Origin of the sequence: Shewanella sp. BJSY2023SW001 (assembly GCF_047314685.1) — a bacterium.
Classification (GTDB): Bacteria; Pseudomonadota; Gammaproteobacteria; order Enterobacterales; family Shewanellaceae; genus Shewanella; species Shewanella indica.
The window spans coordinates 68,357-88,126 of sequence record NZ_JBKORF010000027.1 but is presented as its reverse complement, the minus strand read 5'-3'; the positions used below and the strand labels follow the sequence as shown (position 1 = coordinate 88,126).

The window sequence follows — 19,770 nt, the reverse complement described above, 5'->3', positions numbered from 1 at the left end:
ATGGTACCAGAGGTCGGAGCGACGGGGCTGGCCTTCCAGCCGACACGCGCGTGGCGCAATAACCTGCCCAGACCAGCCTAGACCTACCCAGACCTGACTCGGAGCTAAAAACGAAAAAACCGACTCAAGGTCGGTTTCGGCTCTCTCTAAGAGAGAAATGGTACCAGAGGTCGGAGCGACGGGGCTGGCCTTCCAGCCGACACGCGCGTGGCGCAATAACCTGCCCAGACCAGCCTAGACCTACCCAGACCTGACTCGGAGCTAAAAACGAAAAAACCGACTCAAGGTCGGTTTCGGCTCTCTCTAAGAGAGAGATGGTACCAGAGGTCGGACTCGAACCGACACGCTTTTAAGGGCGGGGGATTTTGAATCCCCTGTGTCTACCAATTTCACCACTCTGGCACATTTAGATTGTTTCGCGACGATGTCTCATCGGCGAGTGAACGGAATTATACCTGTGCTCACTTCAATGGCAAGCGCTTTACGAGCCTGTTTACCAAAATCCTGTTCGGTTGGACAAAATTCGCTCTGACTACTGGGCTCCGCGGGCAATTAGGAAGCCTGTGTACTCCTTGTCACTGCCCTGAATATGGTTGATAAGCCAGGATTTAAGGAAGGCCATCAATTCATCGGCAACATCTTCACCACTGGCCACTCGCTTCTGGAAATCCAGTACCTTAGCCACCAATTGTTGGTGCTTAAGCTTGTGCTGTTCGGTCTGCGGGTAACCGAAACGGGCAAACAACTCCTCTTCATAGGCGAAATGATTGGCAGTGTAATCCACCAGCCCCTGTACTATGCGTTTAATTGCTTCCAGGCCATAAGCTTCTTCCAGAGTGCGGTGAAGTTCATTGATCAGGGATACCAGACGTTGGTGCTGACGATTAATCTCTTCCATGCCGAGATCCAACTGCGGCCCCCACTCAACAAAGCGATGGCGTTTCTCCAACTGCTCCATCGCCCGTTTGTCGACATGGAAACGCCCAAGCAGGGAACTGATCTCCTGCGACATATTGAATACTTTCAGACTGGATAAGTTGGTACTGTGAGTTTCTTTGGCATTTTCGACCGCCACTTGCGCCATAGAGGAGATATTGTTGCTAATCTCTTCGGCAACTGTCTGCTGTTGTTCCGAAGCCGCCGCTATTTGATGCGACATATCTGTAATGCTTTCAATCTGCGCCACAATTTGCCCCAATGCCTGCTGCGCCTGATGAGCCATCTCATGGCTGGCACTGGCCTGCTCGACACTGGTTCTCATCACTTTCACGCCTTCATCGGCACCCTGTTGCAACTGCAGTATCTGCTGTTGGATATCGACTGTAGCTGTGGATGTGCGCTGCGCCAGACTACGGACTTCATCGGCAACCACAGCAAAACCTCGGCCATGCTCGCCGGCGCGGGCACTCTCAATAGCGGCGTTGAGCGCCAACAGATTGGTTTGCTCAGCCACTTGGGAAATGGTGTCAATAATGGTGCTTATGTTGTTGCTGTCTTCGGCCAGACGAGCGATAACTAACTGGGTTTGCTCAACCTGAGCCGACATATCATCTATCTGCCGTACCACCTCTTTGACGGTTTGGTCGCCGCTGCGAGCTGCCTGCATGGCTTCCTCCGCGGCATTGGCAGCACAAGCTGCGTTACGGCTGACTTCCTGTACGGTAGCAACCATCTGATTCATAGCGGTCGCGGCCAATTCAGCTTGTTTTTCCTGCTCCTCCACTCCGGTATGGGCGGCATCGCTGATAGACTTGATATCCATGGCCACGTTCTTCATCGTATCGGCAGTATTGACCAAAGACAGAATGGTGCGACCAACGTCCTCTCCCATACGGTTGATACCGTGGACCACAGAATGGAACATGCCGGCGTCCTGCTCCGACAACTGATAGCTGAGATCGCCTTCTCCCAGATGACGGGCGGCATTTTCCAAGCGCTTGAGATTGGACAGCTGTCTGGCACCGAGCCAAGTCAGCACTATCAAGGCAGCCAATAGAGAACCAAAGGCGAGATAACTGCCGCCGTGTAACAGGCTCCACAAGGGGTAAAGCAACAAGAGCAACAGCAGATAAAACTGCCACCGGCTTAATATCAATTTCGAAAGACCTTGGGATGTTTGCATCGCACGCTCCTTGCCAATGAACAGTCTCAGCCCAAGCCACCCTACTCCTTTAATGTGGTGATGAATATTATCCTTTGCTCCTATTCCCTTCAGCGAAATAACGCCCTTGTTTCTCCCTCAGCTAATTTAAGCAAAACATGATACAGCTCATATTTTAACAAGGCGATTTACCCAATTAACAACTCTGACAACATTTGTTGATCGAGATCAGCTTCAGTTTTAGCAAATTTGATTAGTTTAGCTTTGACTTTACAAGAAAGAGGATTTCAGTGATGGCATTCTGGTTAGATCTAATGTTCGGAAACCCCATAGGTTTACTGTCGATGATAGTTATCTTCAGTACTATCGGGATCATCTCCTACATTATGTGGATGTTTATTGTAAAGTCAGCAAAGCCTTAGCTTTGACTTCCATGTTCTTTTAAATGCAATGACATTTTTGAGTATTGCTTGGGCAGCCCTGTGGCTGCCCTCTTTTTTATTGCGATTAAGCCGCGTGTTTCCGCACTTGGGCAATAGCATTGATAAATTGCGGTCTTGCCTTGATAAGATATTGCAACTCTTCCTGACTCGGTTCTCCCGGAGGAAGACGCAACACTCTTCGATTTAAATGCTTACGGGCTGCCATCGCTATCTTGTACTCGGCGGTGGGGCCTTGAATAGCGTAATGGCGTTCATTTCCCAGACTCTCGAGTATATGCGCCTTGAGCAGCGCCTGTACGGGAGCCTCATTTTGCGGCAGGGTCAAAACACTGGCTCCCTGCAAAAAGAACTCTCGTAACAAGGCCCGCTCGGCCGGATCCAACAACTTCACCTTAGCTTCAATCATTTCGTTGATTCGGCGCTCACTTAAACGGCTTATCGCTTCATCCAACAAAAAGTTAACAGCCAGAGCGCCGATATAGGCCAAAGCCAGTAGCAATGTCAGGCCAATATAGTGGGCATTGGTATCTACCCAGGATTCCAAATGCAACAGAGCCAGCAAGGACTTTGGCATAAACAGCAGCAATGTGGTTATCAGCAGCACCCACAGCGTCAGTTGCAATGCAGCGGCCTTGAATTTGCCCTCTTTCAATACCTCAAATTTCAGTCTCTTCATGGCTCTATCCAGCGTCAGAAAATTGTCCCAACCTCTAATCAAGCAAAACCAATGCCAAATTCATTCAAAGCACCTCGGCTTAATATAACGACAAAAAAACCGCGAAAGTCAGATGCGAAGCTATGCTTAAAGCTATCCACAGTAAGCACTTAAGATAGTTGATATTAATGCCAGGTTTTATACAGCAGCTCATCAGTAGTCCCATCGGCCGCAGGCTGACTCTGGCTATTATCCTGTTCAGCTCTCTGATCACTCTGGTAACCACAGGTTTGCAGTTGGTTTCCGATTACAAGGGGGACATTGGTCGAATCAACGATGAGTTTGCCAATATTGAAAGGGCTAACCTGGATGTGTTGGCAGCAAGTATCTGGGTAATAGATGAGAAACTTATCAATACTCAACTCAACGGTCTCAACCAACTGCCGGATACCAGCTATGTCGTCATAAAAGATGACAGCGGCAAAGAATGGACCGCCGGCGAATCCCGAGACAGAGGTGTAATAGAGAAGCGTTTTCCTTTGGTGCACAAGACCAGCAGCCAGAATTACAATGTCGGCGAGCTGAGGGTGCAGGCCGACCTCTCCAAAATCTACGACAGATTGGTGAATAAAGCCTTACTGAGGCGTTGTTGACTAAAAGCATTTCGAACTATTGCCTCCGTTTTTGAAGCCGAAGGAATGCGGCTTTCCGACATACACACGGCATCTATCGATAGCGAAGGCAGAACATTCCAGAAGCTAGGACATAAATTTCAGTGGAAAATATGTTTAGTCAACAACGCCCCTTACTGATACTAGTGACCAATGGTATCAAGACCTTTCTGGTGGCTGGCTTCATTCTCTATCTGGTTTGGGCCAGCATTACCCGGCATCTGTTGCAACTGAGTGAGTACTGCTCACAGCTCGATTTGGAGCAAGACTATCAACCACTGCAATTTAAGCGCCGGGACAAACAGGATGAATTTACCCAGGTTGCCCTGGCCATCAATTTGATGCAGCAACAGCTGCGCGCCTCCTTCACACAGTTGAACCGCTCCCGCTACGAACTGCAAGAAGCCCTGAGCGACAGGGAAAGACTGCTAGAACTGGAACGCAGCTATAAAGATGAGCTGGCAAGGCAGGTCAAAGAACAGACCAAAGAACTTGAACAGTCGTTGTTGGTGTTGGAACGGGCTCAACAGGTGATGGTCGAACAGCAGAAAATGGCCGCACTCGGCGGTCTGGTATCCGGCATCGCCCATGAGATAAACACCCCGATAGGTATCTGCCTCACCGCTGCCAGTAGTCAGCTGCAGCATATCAATGAATTGGTTGAGCTATTACAAAACGATAGCGCTACGCTGGAAGAGCTCAATGCCATTCTCAACGAGTATCAACAAAGCTGTGAACTGATCATCAGTAATATTACCCGCGCCAGTAACCTGATCCAGAAGTTCAAGACAATTGCTGCCGAGCAAGGCAATGACGTGCACGAACAGATGCCGCTACCCCAGGTATTGCAGGAATTTGCCGATGCTGTAGCGCTATCTTTCAAGCAACTAAAGATTAATGTAGAGATTCAGGTCGAGGCCGAACTTTGGCTTACCAGTAGCCACAGCCTGCTGAAGCAGATAGTGACCAACATACTTTCCAACGCCTATGCTCACGCATTTGAGGGTAATTCCGACCATAAGATCCGCATCAGCGCACAACAGCAGGGTCAAGAACTACAGCTGGATATCGAAGACAATGGCAAGGGAATCGCACCCGAGATTGCCGGCCAGATCTTTGAACCCTTCTTTACCACCAGTAGACGAACCGGCGCCACCGGGCTTGGATTGGCTGCGGCCTTCAATGCAGCCACACAGCTGAAGGGCAATATCACCCTTGTCAATAACTCCAGCCTCGGCGGCGCTCACTTTCGGGTTCGCTTCCCGGCTGTGATAGAGTCCCGCCCCGTCGATGATGACAGGGTGGAACTCTTTATTTAGGTTACTCGGCGTATCTCTGGGTCGTTAACCTGGCGATATTGATGATCACCTCTACCGCCTTTTCCATTGACTCAAGGCAAACATACTCATGTTTGCCATGAAAGTTGTGGCCGCCGGCAAAAAGATTGGGACAAGGCAGTCCCTTCCAGGACAATTGCGCGCCGTCAGTGCCGCCGCGGATAGGTTTGATATCCGGTGTGATGTTTGCCATCTCCATCGCCTGACAGGCAATATCTGTCACATGAGGCACAGGCAAGATGCAGTCCTTCATATTGTAATAGCTGTCGCTGATACAGATCTCCAGACTACCGGCCTGCAGCTCAGCATTGCATTTAGCCACAGATTCTTGCAGCCAGGTTTTACGTTGCTCAAACTGAGCGCGGTCAAAGTCCCTTATCAGGTATACCAAGCTGGCTTCTTCTGTTTGGCCTTCCATGGATAACAGGTGGAAAAAGCCCTGATAACCTTGGCTGGTCTCTGGCGCATCATTGAGTGGCATTCTGGCATGGAACCTGGCAGCCATGGTCAAGGCATTGACCATCACCCCATAGGCACTGCCGGGATGGCAATTATTGCCCCTGGCGGTTATCACCGCAGTGGCGGCATTGAAGTTTTCATATTGAAGTTCGCCAACTGCGCCACCATCGACGGTATAGGCCCAGTCTGCGCCGAAACGCTCGAGATCCAAACCATCAGTACCTCGGCCTATCTCCTCATCGGGTGTAAAACAGAGATTGATCTCACCATGGGGGATTTCAGGGTACTGCAATAGATAGTGTAGTGCCGTGACAATTTCGGCGATACCTGCCTTGTCGTCAGCCCCCAATAGCGTAGTACCATCGGCAGTGATCAGTGTTTTATTGAGATAGTTCAGCAACGAAGGAAACTGCTCAGGACTAAGCTCTTCCCCCTGCTCCAGTTCAATAACTTGTCCTTGATAGTCAGCTATCACCCGAGGTTTGACCCCGGCACCGGAGTAATCCGCCGCCGTATCCATATGAGCCAGAAAGCCAATTGCCGGTACCTTGGCAGTATTCGCCGGTAACTTGGCATAAAGGCAGCATGATTCACTGAGAAAGACATCATCAAATCCCAACTCGAGCAGTTCTTGTTGCAACTGTTTGGCGAAGGCCACCTGGCCTTGAGAACTGGGAACAGACTGGGAATTCGGATCAGCTTGTGTATCCTGTTTGACATACCGCAGGAAACGATTGAGCAGCGCTTGTCGCATAAGCTTAATATCTGTAGCGAAAAAGTGTCTGGATTCTAACAACCCAGACACTTGCCACATTAGACTCAGATCATGTTTTGTGCTGTTTATTCAGCCTTGGTATTGCCACCGGGAGTATTGGCTTCTTGCGCCAAGCGCGCCAAAACCCGGCTTGCTGCCACAAAGCCAAAGCTGCCGGTCACCATGGTCACGGCACCAAACCCTGAGGAGCAATCCATTCTCATGCTACCTTGGGCACCAGCCTTGGTGGAACAAACACTGCCATCGGTCTGAGGATACTTGAGATGTTCACTGGAAAACACGGCATCAACGGCAAAACGCCGTTGTGGATTCTTGCTGAAACCATACTCTTTACGCAGCAAGTTGCGTACCTTGGCCAGCAATGGATCCTGAAAGGTTTTGGCCAGATCCGTTTGCTGGATCTGGGTTGGATCTGTCTGACCACCGGCACCGCCGATAGTCACCAACTTAATCTTATTCCGCTTGCACCAAGCGATTAAAGCCGCCTTGGGCTTTACCGCATCTATGCAGTCCACCACAAAATCTATGCCCTTGTCCTGTGCCAGATACTGGCTCAGATTGTCTACCGCAATAAAATCTTCTATTTCATCCACCCGGCACAATGGATTAATCGCCTTAATCCGCTGCGCCATTACGGCGACCTTGGACTCGCCTATAGTGTCTGCCAGAGCATGGATCTGACGGTTGGTATTGGTGACACACACATCGTCGAGATCCATCAGGCTGATATGCCCTATTCCACTACGTGCCAAAGCTTCGGCGACCCAAGTGCCGACGCCACCTATACCTATTACCATCACATGAGCCTTGGAAAAGGCCGCCAGTGCAGCAACACCATATAAACGAGCAATGCCACCGAAACGCTGTTGGTAGGCTTCGGACTCCAACAGCTCTGAGTCTATATCTTGCATAACTTGGTTCCCAATTGTCTTCGGCGGCATTTTAGCCGAATACCCAAGTATCCCCAAGCCAAGGGGGTAACAGAATCAAAGTCTCTCTGTCATAAAGTGTATTTAACCGGCGCTTGAAGAGACCAGCGTCGACTTGCCAGGGACTGGCTTGGCGGTTTAAATGAGAACCAGAGCACATAAATGTCATTTTTGTGCTGAAAAATTTCACTTTTATTAAAACTTCATCTATCACTAATTTACATTTTGTTTTATTAAAAATAACCAACAGATACAGTCCTTCATACTGCAAAATTATCTTTTTATAGCGAAAAGATCATTGTGTTGATTTTGTGAACAATGGCTATTGATTGGTTTTTGAACCAAATGGACATTTTTGTCACAGATTGATGCTTTTCCTGACGAAACGGGGCAAAAAGTTTGATCTGGGCCACAATCTTGAAGAAACAAAACTGTAAGAATCAGCGCAGCTTTGTGACGGACAGGATGTCCGCTGCAAATCCAGGAACACTCGTTTGTTAAATAACCATAAATACATGGATTAGAACTCAGGTTCTAGGGAGCACAACACATGAAGAAGACCCTTATCTCTGCGTCAGTAGCAACAGTTCTGGCCGCAGCCTCTTTCGGTGCGCTGGCTGATGGCCCAACTCTGTATGGCCGTTTGGATCTGTCTGTAACTCATACTGACACAGGTGCCACTCTGCAAACTGGCACTAATGGGATTGATACCAATAATTTTGCCAACGAAAACAACTCTGGTACTTATATCGAAAACAACTTCTCAAACCTGGGTGTAAAAGGTTCCGAGAAGCTGACTGATGGTGTAGACATCATCTATCAGATGGAGTTCCAGGTAGAAAACACTTCAGGTACAGGTGACACTTTCAAAGCCCGTAACACTTACCTGGGTGCCAAGACCGCCTATGGTACTGTACTGGTCGGTCGTAACGACACAGTATTCAAGCAAGCTGAAGGCGGCGTTGACGCATTCGGTAACACCAACGCGGATATCGACCGTTTGGTTGGTGGTCAGACCCGTAGCGCTGACGGTTTCTGGTACTACTCTCCAAAGATCGCTGACCTGATTACTTTGAACGCCACTTACCTGGTTGACGATAACAACGACGCTAAAAACGATAGCGACGAAAGCCAGTACGCTCTGAGTGCCACCCTCGGTGACAAGAAGCTGAAGGCTCAGAACTACTATGCAGCCATCGCCTACAACAAAGGCATCAGCGACATCGACGCTTACCGCGCCGTAGGTCAAGTTAAGCTGGGCGACTTCAAAATCGGTGGTCTGTTCCAGAACTCAGAAAGTGTTGAAGCCAACTCTGACGACTACAACACTTACTTCGTCAACGTAGTTTACAACCTGAACGGCGTTAACCTGAAGCTGCAATACGGCTATGATGAATCAGGTGAAGGTAAGTACTATGGTAACGACATCAAGTACACCAAACTCAATGGTGATATTGTAGAAAAGCACAAACTTAATGGTACCGATATCGAAGTGACCAACATCACTGTGGGTGCCGACTACCGTGTGTCCAAGTCAACTCTGGTATATGGTCACTATGCCCATTATGAAGGTGAGCACGTAGTAGAAGGTGTTAAACAGGACCTGCAAGACGACAACGTATTCACCGTGGGTGTACGTTACGACTTCTAATCTCTGTTGAGATAGTTGTTGAACTAAAGGCGACCTCAGGGTCGCCTTTTTGTTTATCGAGCTTATAACCAAGCGCCAAGCGCTGTTCACGCCTTCAACGCTTATCTTCGCCAGAAAAACTTATTTACGTTTCAAAAGATAAGCACTCTCGTTGAGCCACGGCACCTCTTTGGCAATGAACCTGGGGTTATCGGCCAACACATCGGCTTGCTCCAGCAGAGTGACCTCAAACCACTGGCTCATATGCTCCCTTATCCACTCCCGGGTCACACTGAATGGCGGCCCCTTGAGCATATCCTGAGGGTATTCCAGAGTGATCAACAGGCCACAACAACCACTCGGCAACAAGGAAGCCAGCTTGGCGGCATATTGCAAACGCATCTCCTCAGGCCAGGCGATTAACGCTGCCCTATCGTAGAAGGCACCTACCGACGCCAATTGCTGAGCCTGCAATGCAAAGAGATCTCCCTGCAGCAAAGTCATCTGCTCACTGGAGAACGCCTGCAGTTCGCCAAAGGCTTTCTGTTGATACGCAAGGCGATTCTCTTCAAAGAACTGCCTTACCGCCAACTCGCTCAGTTCACAGCCGAGCAGATCATGGCCCTTCTCGGCCAAATAACACATGTCCAAAGACTTGCCACAAAGTGGAACAAAAACCTGCTCATTGCCCCTAAGCGCGAGTGTGGACCAGTACTTTACCAAGAAGGGGTTAATATCCTGCTGGTGAAAACCTATCTGCTGTTTGTGCCAGCGTTCATGCCAGAATCCGGGTTCCATCTATCCATCCTGTTCATCAGAAAATCTTGATACTCTAGCGACTCGAGTAACAGATGCAAAGTCCAACAGGTGTAAAATAATAGTCTCAGATAAAAGAATAGCCTCACAGTTTCAGACTGAAAGACGCACCAATACTCAGCTTGAGTGAATTGATGAGGAGCAGAGTTGGCTACCCACTTCCCCCGACTCACTCTGTCTGTTCGCCATCAAGAACGCCGCCCTTTCCCCAAATGACCAAGATCATTTTGAAAGCTCTGGGGCCAATCAAAAAAGGCGCAAATAGAATTTAAAAGCCCAAGAATGAATTCTCTCGCAGCGGGCTGGGTTTAAAGAATGAAAAGATTTTTTAAACAGTGAGTTAATTCACTTCCCTTTTATAAAGGCCATGCCAGAATAGCCGCCATATCCGAGTATTGTGTTGTTTCGGTGACAATCATGTCCAGCTCTCTCAAGGGAAACGCTCTGGCGGCCTTCTCTTTCGTACTTTGGGGAATATTACCCCTCTACTATCAATTGCTGCCGGATGCGGCCATCTTTGAGTTGCTGGCCTTCAGGGTCATCTGGTCTGTGCCCTTTATGCTGCTGGTCTTTGTCCTGCTCAGACGACCATTACCGGCCTTTGGCGCGCTGTGGCGTGATAAACGCTCATTGCTGCTGTGCTTTGCCGCCGGGCTTATCATGTGTATCTCCTGGGTCAGCTTCACCTGGGCCCTGACCCATGGTCAGGTACTGGCGGCCAGCCTGGGATTCTTTATCAACCCTCTGTTTGCCATCGCACTCGGAGTCCTCTTCCTCGGCGACAAGCTGAGCAAGGCGCAACTGGCCGCCGTAGTGCTGGCGATTGCCGGTATCGGCTGGCAGGTATATCAATACGGCAGCCTGCCCTGGTTGTCTCTGGTGATGGGCAGCTTTTTTGCCCTCTACGGGCTGCTGAAAAAGTTTATTCGCTTTGACTCCTTCACCTCGGTTACCCTGGAAGCACTGCTGCTGACTCCCTTTGCTTTGGGCTACCTCTGTTATCTGCTGGCCACAGAGCAAAGCGCCGCACTGGCTGGCGGCAGCGAAGGCATAATGCTCTATATCGGTTCGGCGCCCGTGACGCTGGCGCCGCTGATCCTATTCAGCCTGGCGCTGAGATACACGAGCCTGTCCATGGTGGGTTTGCTGCAATACATTGAGCCCAGCCTGCAATTTTTGCTGGCGGTGGTCATCTTTGGTGAGGTGTTTGACGAGGTGAAACTGGTGAGTTTCTCCCTCATCTGGGCCGGGCTGCTGCTGTGCTCGCTGGAGGCCTTGCCCGGCCTGCGCCGCAGCTTAAAGCGAGTCTAACTTCCAGGCGCGGGTCATCTCGCGCTTGCCCAGGGCTCCCGGGTAAGCTTTTACCTGAAAACCGGCGGCCTTGAGATCTCGCTTGAACTGGCCATTGGCGCAGTAAGACACTAATAAGCCGCCCTGCTCCAGCAACCCATAGCACTTTTTGAAGTTATCCAGCGCCCACACATCCGGCTGCTTGCTGGGGGCGAAAGCATCGTAATACACCAAGTTGAAGGGTTCGCCCTGCCATTCGAGCTGCTCAAGCTTGCCCTTGACCTTACGCAGCATAAAACCCGGCATGACCTCCACATCCTGATCCCAGGGGGCGGCGTGCAAGGCATCGAACAGCGGCGCATACCAGCCGGGCAGCATGCCCTTGTAGTTCAGCCCCTCAATCAGCTCGGCGGACAAGGGATAAGGCTCTATAGTGACATAGCGCACCGGCAGCGGCGCCAAGCCACTGTGCTGACGCGCCTTTGTCAGCTCCAGCACCTTACCCAGGGTCATGAGGGCATTGAGCCCGGTGCCAAAGCCCACTTCCAGAATCGCCAGATGGTCAAAGTCCTGCAACACCTGCTCGAGCCCGGCGTGGATAAACACATAACGGGATTCGGCCAACGCCCCCTTGTGGGAGTGGTAGGTCTCATTGAGCTCGGCATTAAATAGAGTATGTGACCCGTCTTCGGTCAGCTGCAGGCTTACGTGTTTCATCTCGACTCTTAATCATCTGTGCGGGGAAAGCCGGGGCACTCGCCCCGGCGACGGGCAATTATCCCAGAAAGGCGATAACTGCCGCAAGCCAATTACCCTTGGCGCTCCAGCACCTGCTGTACCACGGCCTTGAGGGTGGCATAGTCGATATAGCCGGGGATCACTTCATCACCTATGAGCAGTGTCGGCGTACCGCCAAAGCCCAGTTCAGAGAAGACTCTCACATTGGTATGCATCAACTCGTCGGCGCGGCCGCTGGGCTTGAGGTATTGTTCAGTGCCCGTGGCCTTGGCGACCTGCTGCAGTGAATTCTCTGTGTGCATACCATTTTTGGCCATCAAGAGTTCATGTACCCGGGGGAAATCCTTGCGATCCTGCTGCCAGACTTCGAGGGCAAAGCCGCCGGAGGAAAGCTCAGTGCCCTGGGCCTTTATCTGCCTCAATGGCACAAACACATTGACCACCTGCAAGTTTGGAAACTCCTTTAAAAGCTTGGCAAATTCCAGTTCCATCCGCTTACAGTAGGGGCAGTTATAGTCGGTAAACACCACCAGCTGTAACTCGGGCTTACTGCTGCCCATAGTCGGCATCTGCGGATTATTGAACAGCCAGTCCTTGTGCTTGGCCAGCGCTTGCTGCTGCAACTGCCGCTGCTCCACATAAGACTCTATGCTGCCGAGCACGCCGGGAATGATCTCCGGATGCTTGAGCAAAATGCTGCGGATCTGCCCCAATTGCTGTTCCTCTTGTTGGCTCAGCTGCTGCTCTGCCGCCTGTAAACTGCCGCTGGCCGCCAGCAGCCAGGCACTCAATACTATCCAATACTTCATCTTGTTATTCCTCAAATTAAATTCATTTTTGTCAGCCAGAGTCGCAGCCAGATCCCCGGCCAACTTGTGACTCCTGTGGTGCTGCTGCGGATTTCGCCCTGATAAATAAACAAGAGCGTCGGTGTCGCCGACACTCCAAGGGAGCGCGCCAAGGCGCCGCTGGGATCATTGACTACCTCAAAGCCGTAGCCCTTGTTTTGCAGGTACTGCTTGACCTGGGTGTTATTGCCCGATTGCAGCGCCACAGTCACCACCTGCTCGCGGTCACTGAAACCATCGACAGTGCCGGACACCAAGGGGCAGACGCCACACCAACTGGCCCAGTAGTACAAAATAACCGGGCGCTCCATACTCATGGCGGCGATATCCAGTTGGCTGCCGGCCAGGCTCTGAACCGTTTGCAGTGGCAAGGTTTCCGGCATCTCGCGGCTGCGAAAAGCATCGAGGGCAACACTCACCACCAGAATGAATAGCCCATAGCCAAGCAGGGTCTTGAGCCATTGAAGCCCCTTGTGGGCCGGTTTATTTTTCTGGGTCATTGTCTGCTCTCCGCTTCGGCCAAGGCCGCCAATACCCCATCGCTACTGAGAATTACCGGTAATGGATTACCGGCGGGGGTTCCCGGGCCATAGACCTGATTGAAAGGCACCCCAAAGCGGCCATTGGCCTTGAGGTAGGCGGTAATTTCCTCGCTGGGTTTGGTCCAGTCACCACGCATCAGCAGCACTCTGTCATCGCCAAGGGCATCATAGACAGGGTTTTGCAGCAGCACTCCCACCTTGTTGGCCTGACAGGTAATGCACCAGTCGGCCGTGACATCGACAAACACTGTCTTGCCCTCATTGACCGCCTGTTTAAGCTGCACCAAATTCAGCGGTTGCCAATGGTGATCCGAAGGCAAAGGGCTGACCCAGGCATCCCGTGTCAGATAACCTACCCCGAGCGCCAGGCTGGCAAACAGAAAACTGCCGCCAATGGCATACACCATTACCTGAGTGCCGTAACGCTTGCCCAGCAGTCCCAGTGTCAGCAGCAACATCAAGGCGCCCAGCCCCAAGATGACCGCAACGGAGAAGAAGCTTTGCAGCAGACTCAGTAGCCAGAGACAGGTTGCCAGCATCATCAGCGCGAACACAGGCTTGACCCAGTTCATCCAGCGCCCGGGCTTGGGTAAACGCTGCGCCAACGCCGGCCACAACGCCAGCATCAACCAGGGCAAGGCCATTCCCAGCCCCATGGCGCTGAAGAGGGCAAACAGCATGGGGTAGTCGGCGCCGAGAGCGAAAGCCACCGCAGTACCGAGAAACGGCGCGGTACATGGCGTAGCCAGCAGTGTAGCCAGCATCCCCTGCAACAAGTGGCCGAGGCGCGAATCATCACCGGCACCGGCCAGGCGGGTTTGCCACTTGGAAGGCAGGTTGATTTCAAACACCCCCAGCAGATTGAGGCCGAAGCCCCAGGTCAGCAGCACCATAAAGCCGATAAACCAGGGCTGCTGGAACTGTATCCCCCAGCCCAGCGACTGACCGGACAACTTCAGCAAGCTAAGACCGGCGGCAATCAACCAGAAGGACAGCAAAATACCCAGCGCCGAAGCCATAAAGTGGCCGCGAACCTGACTGCGACTGCCCTGGCTGCTCATCATGACCCCGTGCACCTTCATGCCCAGCACAGGCAATACGCAAGGCATGATGTTGAGAATAAGGCCACCGGCCAGCGCCATCAGAAACAGGCTCCACAGCGGCAGGCTTGGCTGCGGCTTGGCAACATGCCCTGTGGCGATGGCGCCGCTCAGTTCTGCCGAAAGGTGTGTGTCGGCCAGGTGAATCAGCAGCGGCTTGCCCTCCAGCTCCGGCGTTCCCAGCCAATGTTTGACCCCGAAAGTGGCGGTCAGCCGTTTGCCATCTGTCTGGATCTGCGGCCGGGAGAAGATCAGCTCACTGACTGTCTCATCCTCGCCGAACAGAAACAGATCTGCCTGCTGCCAGGGGCTCGCAGCCTCTATGGCCAGTTGCAGCAACTGCTGCTTTTCATCCCAGACAATCGACTGCAATACCGCGCCGCCATTGCCCTGTGGCACCTTGGCCATCGCCTCGCCCCACTGGTGCAAAAAGCCATCATCGGCCTTAAGCCCGGCGGCCTGACCGCTCAGCTCCACAGGGTAATCGGTCAACACACAGACATTGGTGCAGGAAGACAGGGTCAGGGTGCCCTTGAGCCGAAACGGCTGCCCGGGATCCTTGAGGCGAATAGTCAGTGGAAACAGGGTATCGCCCTTGTAACCCAGAGTTTCTATGCCCTGCAACACATAGCGCTGCGGCAAGGGCCAGTGCCAGTCGACCGTGGCAATATTCTCCGAGGCGGACCAGTCCAGAGTCGGCGGGATCCCGCCTTCCCCCGGCGCGCGCCAGTAGGTTTTCCAGTCGCCGCTCAGGGCCACATCCAGCAAGGCGTTGAGCTCACCGACTTGGCCGGCATCAACATCGGCCAGTGTCAGTTGCACCTTAACCGGAGGATGATCCGGGTGCTTGAGCCAGCCACTGCTCAGCGGCTCTGCCAATGCAACTTGGCTGAGCAGCATCAGACATACCGCGAAGGCATGCCATATTCTTTTTAAATACATGAAATTAGCTCCAAAACAAAACATCAGAACCCGGTGTTAACCGGCAAAAGTTCAGGATGTTTTCATTCCAGATACACGCACAACACTGAGTGTCGCCTTCGTTTGGAGACTATGGGGTGAGAGAGATAAACACTGAAAGGTCGGGTACTGCCGAGCCAGTTGAGCAACAGCAGAAACAGCAACAGGGCCGTGAGTCCCAGTTGCAGTACCACAGGTTGCAGGTTCAGCATATGGGAAGACAGATGGCAGGGCTCTTCATTGAGCTGCGCCTTACCCGCATCATTGGCGTGAGTCGGCGCAGTATCAACGCCAAGTTGCGTCAGTTGATGCTGAGCCTTGAGCGGGCAGGAGCCAAACAGCGAAAGCTGCTGACCAAAACAGAGCAGAATCACCAGCAGACTGATGATCAATGACACCAGCGCCCTGTCTCTGAGGGAGAAGCGGTTAACACCGAGTGAAAACCCCATGCTGCACTTTGCTCTGTATGGCCCAAGAATGCCGATAGGGTTCCATGATTGACGACAAAGGTCAATCCTGAAACCGTTACTGTAACCAATCCTTGCTTGCCATCTGCGCCATTGGCAGGATAATTCCCCTACCAAGCCTCGGTTTTCGGCCCCAGATGCAGCTTAAACCTCTTACCCAAGGCAGATACTCCCAGGAGTGGCAATCAGACTTCCCTCCGGTGGAGCGGGTACTGCTCAGTTGCGTCAGCGAGCAGCGCCGCTTTGCGCCGGGCGCTTCGATATGGATGCCAAACTCAAGCTGTGGATCTCAGGCAAGCCAGAGCCCTGGTCAAAGAGCGCCAGCGCGGCACTGATATGGCGAATGAGTGCCAACTGACTGCAACAATAAAGACTTGAGCGAACACGCCGACCGACCCTGCCAATCTAATAATGGAAAAGTAAAAAAGATTGGTGATCAGGTGTCAGTTGTTCATTTTGGCGTGAGCTCCATTAAGTGAGGATGGCGGAATTATAACCGTCTGAGACAACAAAAATCCAACTTGTCCCCTTTGGGGGTTTGTCCTTTGGGATAAGAGTGCGGATCAAAACTAAACAGGATGCTAGAGCAGTCTATGACTCAACTAAATATCATTGTTCCTTCTGACTTCTATTGACTAAATATCCTCAATAGCGGATATTTAGTCACTTATACCCTAATAGGTATAAAGCAGTATTTATCCCCTGGTAGGTATAAATCAGCATTTATCCCAATAAAGGGATAAATGCAGGCTAATCCTCTAGTGGGGATATGAGATAACTTTAAAATTCATCTCTAATCATTGAGGGCTGGAACTAATGATATATAGTCCAAAGCAACTCGCAGATATGATGCTACTGATACGCCAAAAGAATGGCTGGACTCAGTCAGAGTTAGCGAAAAAAGTCGGTATAAAGCAAGCGACGATCTCGAACTTCGAGAACAACCCCAACAAAACAACGCTTTCTACCTTCTTTAAGCTTGTACAAGCTATGGATCTAACATTGAGTATCCAAGAAAAAACACAGCTGACTTCGCTAAATGAAAATGATGATGAGAGTTGGTAATGCAAAAGCTAATAGCATACATGAATGGTGAACTTGTTGGCACCTTGGCGAAGCATAAGAACGGCGCTCACACTTTTCAATATGATAAGGACTGGATAACCAATGCGAAGACTCGCCCACTGTCACTGTCTTTAAAGCTTCAATTACCGACTATCACTTCCGATGCCGTTATCAACTATTTTGACAATCTCTTACCAGACAGCCCACAAGTCAGAGATAGGATCGTTGCAAGGTACAAAGCCTCATCCAAACAACCATTTGATCTCTTAAAAGCAATCGGAAAGGATAGTGTTGGTGCAATTGCATTACTTCCTCCCGAACACCCCTATAAAAAAGAGCCACTCAGCTACGAAGTATTGGATGACAAGAAACTAGAGGCGATTCTTTCTGCATACAAGTCTGATATTCCCCTCGGGATGCTCAAAGAGGAAGAAGACTTTAGGATCTCAGTGGCAGGTGCTCAAGAGAAAACTGCACTCTTATTCGTTGATGGACAATGGTGTATCCCGAAAGGAAACACCCCAACCACTCACATTATCAAGCTGCCAATAGGCGAAATACAACAAGCTAACGCGACACTGGATCTCAAAGATAGCGTAGAAAATGAATATCTTTGCATTGAGCTAGCTAAAGCTCTGGGATTCGCAGTTCCCAGCGTCAATATAATCAAAACAGACAACCTTAAAGCTTTAGCTGTAGAACGATTTGATCGACGCTGGACAAAAGACAGAGCAGGCTTGCTACGCTTACCTCAAGAAGATATTTGCCAAGTGTTTGGTATGCCATCATCCATCAAATATGAATCTCAAGGTGGCCCAGGTATAGCACAGATCATGGAGTTATTAATGGGTTCAAGTAATGCACTTGAAGATCGATATAACTTCATGAGATTCCAGGTATTTCAATGGATCATTGGGGCTACGGATGGACATGCTAAAAACTTTTCTATCTATATTGATAAAGGAGGTAGCTATCGACTCACTCCATTCTACGACATTTTGTCTGCCTACCCATTGTTGGGAGGAAAAGGACTCAATATTAGACAACTTAAGCTCGCAATGGGGTTGAAAGCCACAAAAGGCAAGAAGTATGAAATCAATAAAATCCTGCCTCGTCACTTCTTAGATACTGCTAAAGCTGTGAATTTTAGTCAGGATAAGATGCAAAGAATAATGGATGAAATGAAAGGTGCGTTACCTGAGGCAATCTTACAAGTAAGGGCGAATCTACCGGAGGGTTTTCCAGAGCATATCTCCAACTCCATTTTTGAGAATGCCAAGAAAACAATTAAAAAAATCTAGCTATAAGATATTAATTTTAAATGCTATTTGCATAAGCGGATGCGGGTTAATGTCCTTTTGAAGTAAGATTTTCATTACCTGTGCCAATCTAAAAAAGGATGCCGCAGCATCCTTTTTATCAAGCCGTTAGCCGGAGCAACTTACTGCTGTTCGGCCGTCTGGTTTTCCGTGGTTTGCTTCAATAGCCGACTGGTCATGGTACCGGCGGTCATGGAGCCGGATACGTTCAAGGCGGTACGCGCCATATCAATCAGCGGCTCGATGGAGATCAGCAGCGCCACAATGGCCACCGGCAGTCCCATGGCAGGCAGGACAATTAACGCCGCAAATGTTGCGCCGCCACCGACACCGGCTATCCCGAAAGAACTGATAGTCACTATGGCAATCAAGGACAGCATGAAATGCAAGTCCAGTGGATCTATGCCCATGCTGGGCGCCACCATGACAGCCAACATCGCAGGATAGATACCGGCGCAGCCGTTCTGGCCGATAGTAGCGCCGAACGAGGCCGCCAGATTGGCAATGGCCGGCGGCACATTCAGCTGGGTCACCTGAGCCTCGACATTCAATGGAATAGTCGCCGCCGAACTGCGCGACGAGAAGGCAAAGGTCAGCACGGGCCAAATTTTACGGAAGTAGTCCAGCGGGCTGACGCCTACCATGGCCACCAGTATGCCGTGAACAACAAACATCAGCAGAATGGCGACGTAAGAGGCCAGAATAAAACCCAACAAATTGAGCATATCGGCGCCGCTGGAAGAGGCGACCACCTTGGCCATCAGCGCGGCAATACCATAGGGAGTCAGCGCCATAATCATCTTCACCAGGCGCATAACAATCGCCTGTGCACCTTCAACAAAGGTTCGTATGGGCGATTCCAGTTGCTCTTTCTCATGCATCACCTTGCGGGCCGCTATCCCGAGGAGGATACCGAAAATCACCACGGCAATGATGGAAGTGGAACGGGCACCGGCCAGATCGGCAAAAGGATTTACCGGAATAAAGCTCAGCAGCATTTGCGGTACAGTCAGATCAGCAATCGAAGCCGCCTTGGTATCCAATACTGCCATTTGCGCCGTTTCCCGGCTACCGGCGATCAGCCCCTCGGCAGAAATCCCAGAGATGGAAGTGACCAGAATACCTATCAAAGCCGCTATGGCCGTGGTCGCCATCAGAATAAATATGGTCAGGGAGGAGATCTTGCCGAGCGAGCCGCCCTTATCCAACTTGACCACTGCCGCGACCATGGACACCAGTACCAGGGGCATGATCACCATCTTCAGCAAGGCCACATAGCCACCGCCGACTATGGCAATCCAACTGAGCGTCTCTGCAGTGACCGGGCTATCCACGCCAAAGTATGACTGCATCAGGAAACCATAGGCACTGCCGAGGATTAAGCCGATCAGCACCAGACGGGATAATTTGTGCTCTTTTTGCTGTTGGTGAAACAGAATAAACAGAACGCCGAGAAATACCGCAATGGCTGCGATAACTGCAATAGACATATGGAACCTTATACGGGAAACGGTATATAAAGAGAGAATCTACCGCATAATAAGCGCTAGTTTAAGCATGACAAAATATTAAGTTATTATTCTTTATAGCCTCTGATTATAAATGACCTGACTTAACCCCCACAC

At 50.8% G+C, this 19,770-nt stretch carries 18 protein-coding genes, 1 tRNA gene and 1 pseudogene; 8 read left to right on the top strand and 12 right to left on the bottom strand.

Features of this window, described 5'->3' with window-relative positions; genetic code table 11:
• Positions 1–315: 315 nt before the first annotated feature.
• Positions 316–402: transfer RNA gene (locus tag ACMHXH_RS07075), tRNA-Leu, on the bottom strand.
• 130 nt (positions 403–532) lie between these two features.
• Positions 533–2,122 (bottom strand): bacteriohemerythrin, encoded by a 1,590-nt coding sequence (locus tag ACMHXH_RS07070; RefSeq protein WP_335911795.1) that lies wholly within the window; start codon positions 2,120–2,122, stop codon positions 533–535.
• Positions 2,123–2,394: 272 nt separating this feature from the next.
• Here ACMHXH_RS07070 and ACMHXH_RS07065 point away from each other — a divergent pair, with 272 nt between their 5' ends.
• Positions 2,395–2,523, top strand: a complete 129-nt coding sequence (locus ACMHXH_RS07065; protein WP_071237139.1) for a DUF3149 domain-containing protein — start codon at positions 2,395–2,397, stop codon at positions 2,521–2,523.
• Positions 2,524–2,608: 85 nt separating this feature from the next.
• Here ACMHXH_RS07065 and ACMHXH_RS07060 read toward each other — a convergent pair whose 3' ends face one another.
• Positions 2,609–3,220 (bottom strand): superinfection exclusion B family protein, encoded by a 612-nt coding sequence (locus ACMHXH_RS07060; RefSeq protein WP_039034972.1) that lies wholly within the window; start codon positions 3,218–3,220, stop codon positions 2,609–2,611.
• Positions 3,221–3,387: 167 nt separating this feature from the next.
• Here ACMHXH_RS07060 and ACMHXH_RS07055 point away from each other — a divergent pair.
• Positions 3,388–3,831, top strand: a pseudogene (locus ACMHXH_RS07055) (histidine kinase); the annotation flags it as partial.
• A 152-nt stretch (positions 3,832–3,983) separates the two neighbouring features.
• A complete protein-coding gene (locus ACMHXH_RS07050; RefSeq protein WP_335911794.1) occupies positions 3,984–5,189 on the top strand; it encodes a sensor histidine kinase in 1,206 nt (401 codons plus the stop codon).
• A gap of 1 nt (position 5,190) precedes the next feature.
• Here ACMHXH_RS07050 and pepT read toward each other — a convergent pair whose 3' ends face one another.
• Complete coding sequence (pepT, locus tag ACMHXH_RS07045; protein WP_335911793.1) at positions 5,191–6,420, bottom strand: peptidase T; 1,230 nt, start codon at positions 6,418–6,420, stop codon at positions 5,191–5,193.
• Positions 6,421–6,506: 86 nt separating this feature from the next.
• The gene (gene tcdA / locus ACMHXH_RS07040) at positions 6,507–7,352 is read right to left on the bottom strand and encodes a tRNA cyclic N6-threonylcarbamoyladenosine(37) synthase TcdA (protein ID WP_071476751.1); all 846 of its coding nucleotides are present in this window, start codon (positions 7,350–7,352) and stop codon (positions 6,507–6,509) included.
• A 568-nt stretch (positions 7,353–7,920) separates the two neighbouring features.
• Here tcdA and ACMHXH_RS07035 point away from each other — a divergent pair.
• Positions 7,921–9,021: a porin gene (locus tag ACMHXH_RS07035; protein ID WP_335911792.1), complete on the top strand. Its 1,101-nt coding sequence runs from the start codon at positions 7,921–7,923 to the stop codon at positions 9,019–9,021.
• A gap of 120 nt (positions 9,022–9,141) precedes the next feature.
• Here ACMHXH_RS07035 and ACMHXH_RS07030 read toward each other — a convergent pair whose 3' ends face one another.
• Positions 9,142–9,798, bottom strand: coding sequence for a thiopurine S-methyltransferase (locus ACMHXH_RS07030; protein WP_039034968.1), 657 nt, complete (start codon positions 9,796–9,798; stop codon positions 9,142–9,144).
• Positions 9,799–10,233: 435 nt separating this feature from the next.
• Between ACMHXH_RS07030 and rarD the strand changes: the two genes are divergently transcribed.
• The gene (gene rarD / locus ACMHXH_RS07025) at positions 10,234–11,127 is read left to right on the top strand and encodes an EamA family transporter RarD (protein ID WP_039034967.1); all 894 of its coding nucleotides are present in this window, start codon (positions 10,234–10,236) and stop codon (positions 11,125–11,127) included.
• Here the strand turns inward: rarD and mnmD are convergent.
• The 5 genes from mnmD to ACMHXH_RS07000 form a co-directional block, all read right to left on the bottom strand.
• The gene (mnmD, locus tag ACMHXH_RS07020) at positions 11,113–11,823 is read right to left on the bottom strand and encodes a tRNA (5-methylaminomethyl-2-thiouridine)(34)-methyltransferase MnmD (protein WP_335911791.1); all 711 of its coding nucleotides are present in this window, start codon (positions 11,821–11,823) and stop codon (positions 11,113–11,115) included. The two genes, rarD and mnmD, sit on opposite strands and share 15 nt — an antisense overlap.
• A 92-nt stretch (positions 11,824–11,915) precedes the next feature.
• Positions 11,916–12,653, bottom strand: coding sequence for a DsbA family protein (locus tag ACMHXH_RS07015; protein WP_144361074.1), 738 nt, complete (start codon positions 12,651–12,653; stop codon positions 11,916–11,918).
• 11 nt (positions 12,654–12,664) lie between these two features.
• Entirely contained in the window at positions 12,665–13,192 is a 528-nt protein-coding gene (locus ACMHXH_RS07010) for a protein disulfide oxidoreductase (RefSeq protein ID WP_071476747.1), read from the bottom strand.
• Positions 13,189–15,276, bottom strand: coding sequence for a protein-disulfide reductase DsbD family protein (locus ACMHXH_RS07005; RefSeq protein ID WP_335911790.1), 2,088 nt, complete (start codon positions 15,274–15,276; stop codon positions 13,189–13,191). Before ACMHXH_RS07005 ends, ACMHXH_RS07010 begins: the two co-directional genes overlap by 4 nt.
• A 62-nt stretch (positions 15,277–15,338) precedes the next feature.
• Positions 15,339–15,743: a hypothetical protein gene (locus ACMHXH_RS07000; RefSeq protein WP_071476745.1), complete on the bottom strand. Its 405-nt coding sequence runs from the start codon at positions 15,741–15,743 to the stop codon at positions 15,339–15,341.
• 196 nt (positions 15,744–15,939) lie between these two features.
• On the opposite strand from ACMHXH_RS07000, the gene ACMHXH_RS06995 reads away from it, so the two are divergent.
• From ACMHXH_RS06995 to ACMHXH_RS06985, 3 genes are all read left to right on the top strand, one after another.
• On the top strand, positions 15,940–16,119 hold the full coding sequence (locus tag ACMHXH_RS06995) for a hypothetical protein (protein WP_152608441.1): 180 nt from the start codon (positions 15,940–15,942) through the stop codon (positions 16,117–16,119).
• A gap of 458 nt (positions 16,120–16,577) precedes the next feature.
• Positions 16,578–16,826 carry a type II toxin-antitoxin system antitoxin HipB gene (gene hipB / locus ACMHXH_RS06990; protein ID WP_039034961.1) on the top strand — a complete coding sequence of 83 codons (249 nt, stop codon included), beginning with the start codon at positions 16,578–16,580 and terminating at the stop codon, positions 16,824–16,826.
• On the top strand, positions 16,826–18,127 hold the full coding sequence (locus tag ACMHXH_RS06985; protein ID WP_335911789.1) for a type II toxin-antitoxin system HipA family toxin: 1,302 nt from the start codon (positions 16,826–16,828) through the stop codon (positions 18,125–18,127). Before hipB ends, ACMHXH_RS06985 begins: the two co-directional genes overlap by 1 nt.
• Before the next feature lie 140 nt (positions 18,128–18,267).
• On the opposite strand, the gene ACMHXH_RS06980 is transcribed toward ACMHXH_RS06985, so the two are convergent.
• The gene (locus tag ACMHXH_RS06980) at positions 18,268–19,635 is read right to left on the bottom strand and encodes an L-cystine transporter (RefSeq protein ID WP_039034959.1); all 1,368 of its coding nucleotides are present in this window, start codon (positions 19,633–19,635) and stop codon (positions 18,268–18,270) included.
• Positions 19,636–19,770: the final 135 nt, after the last annotated feature.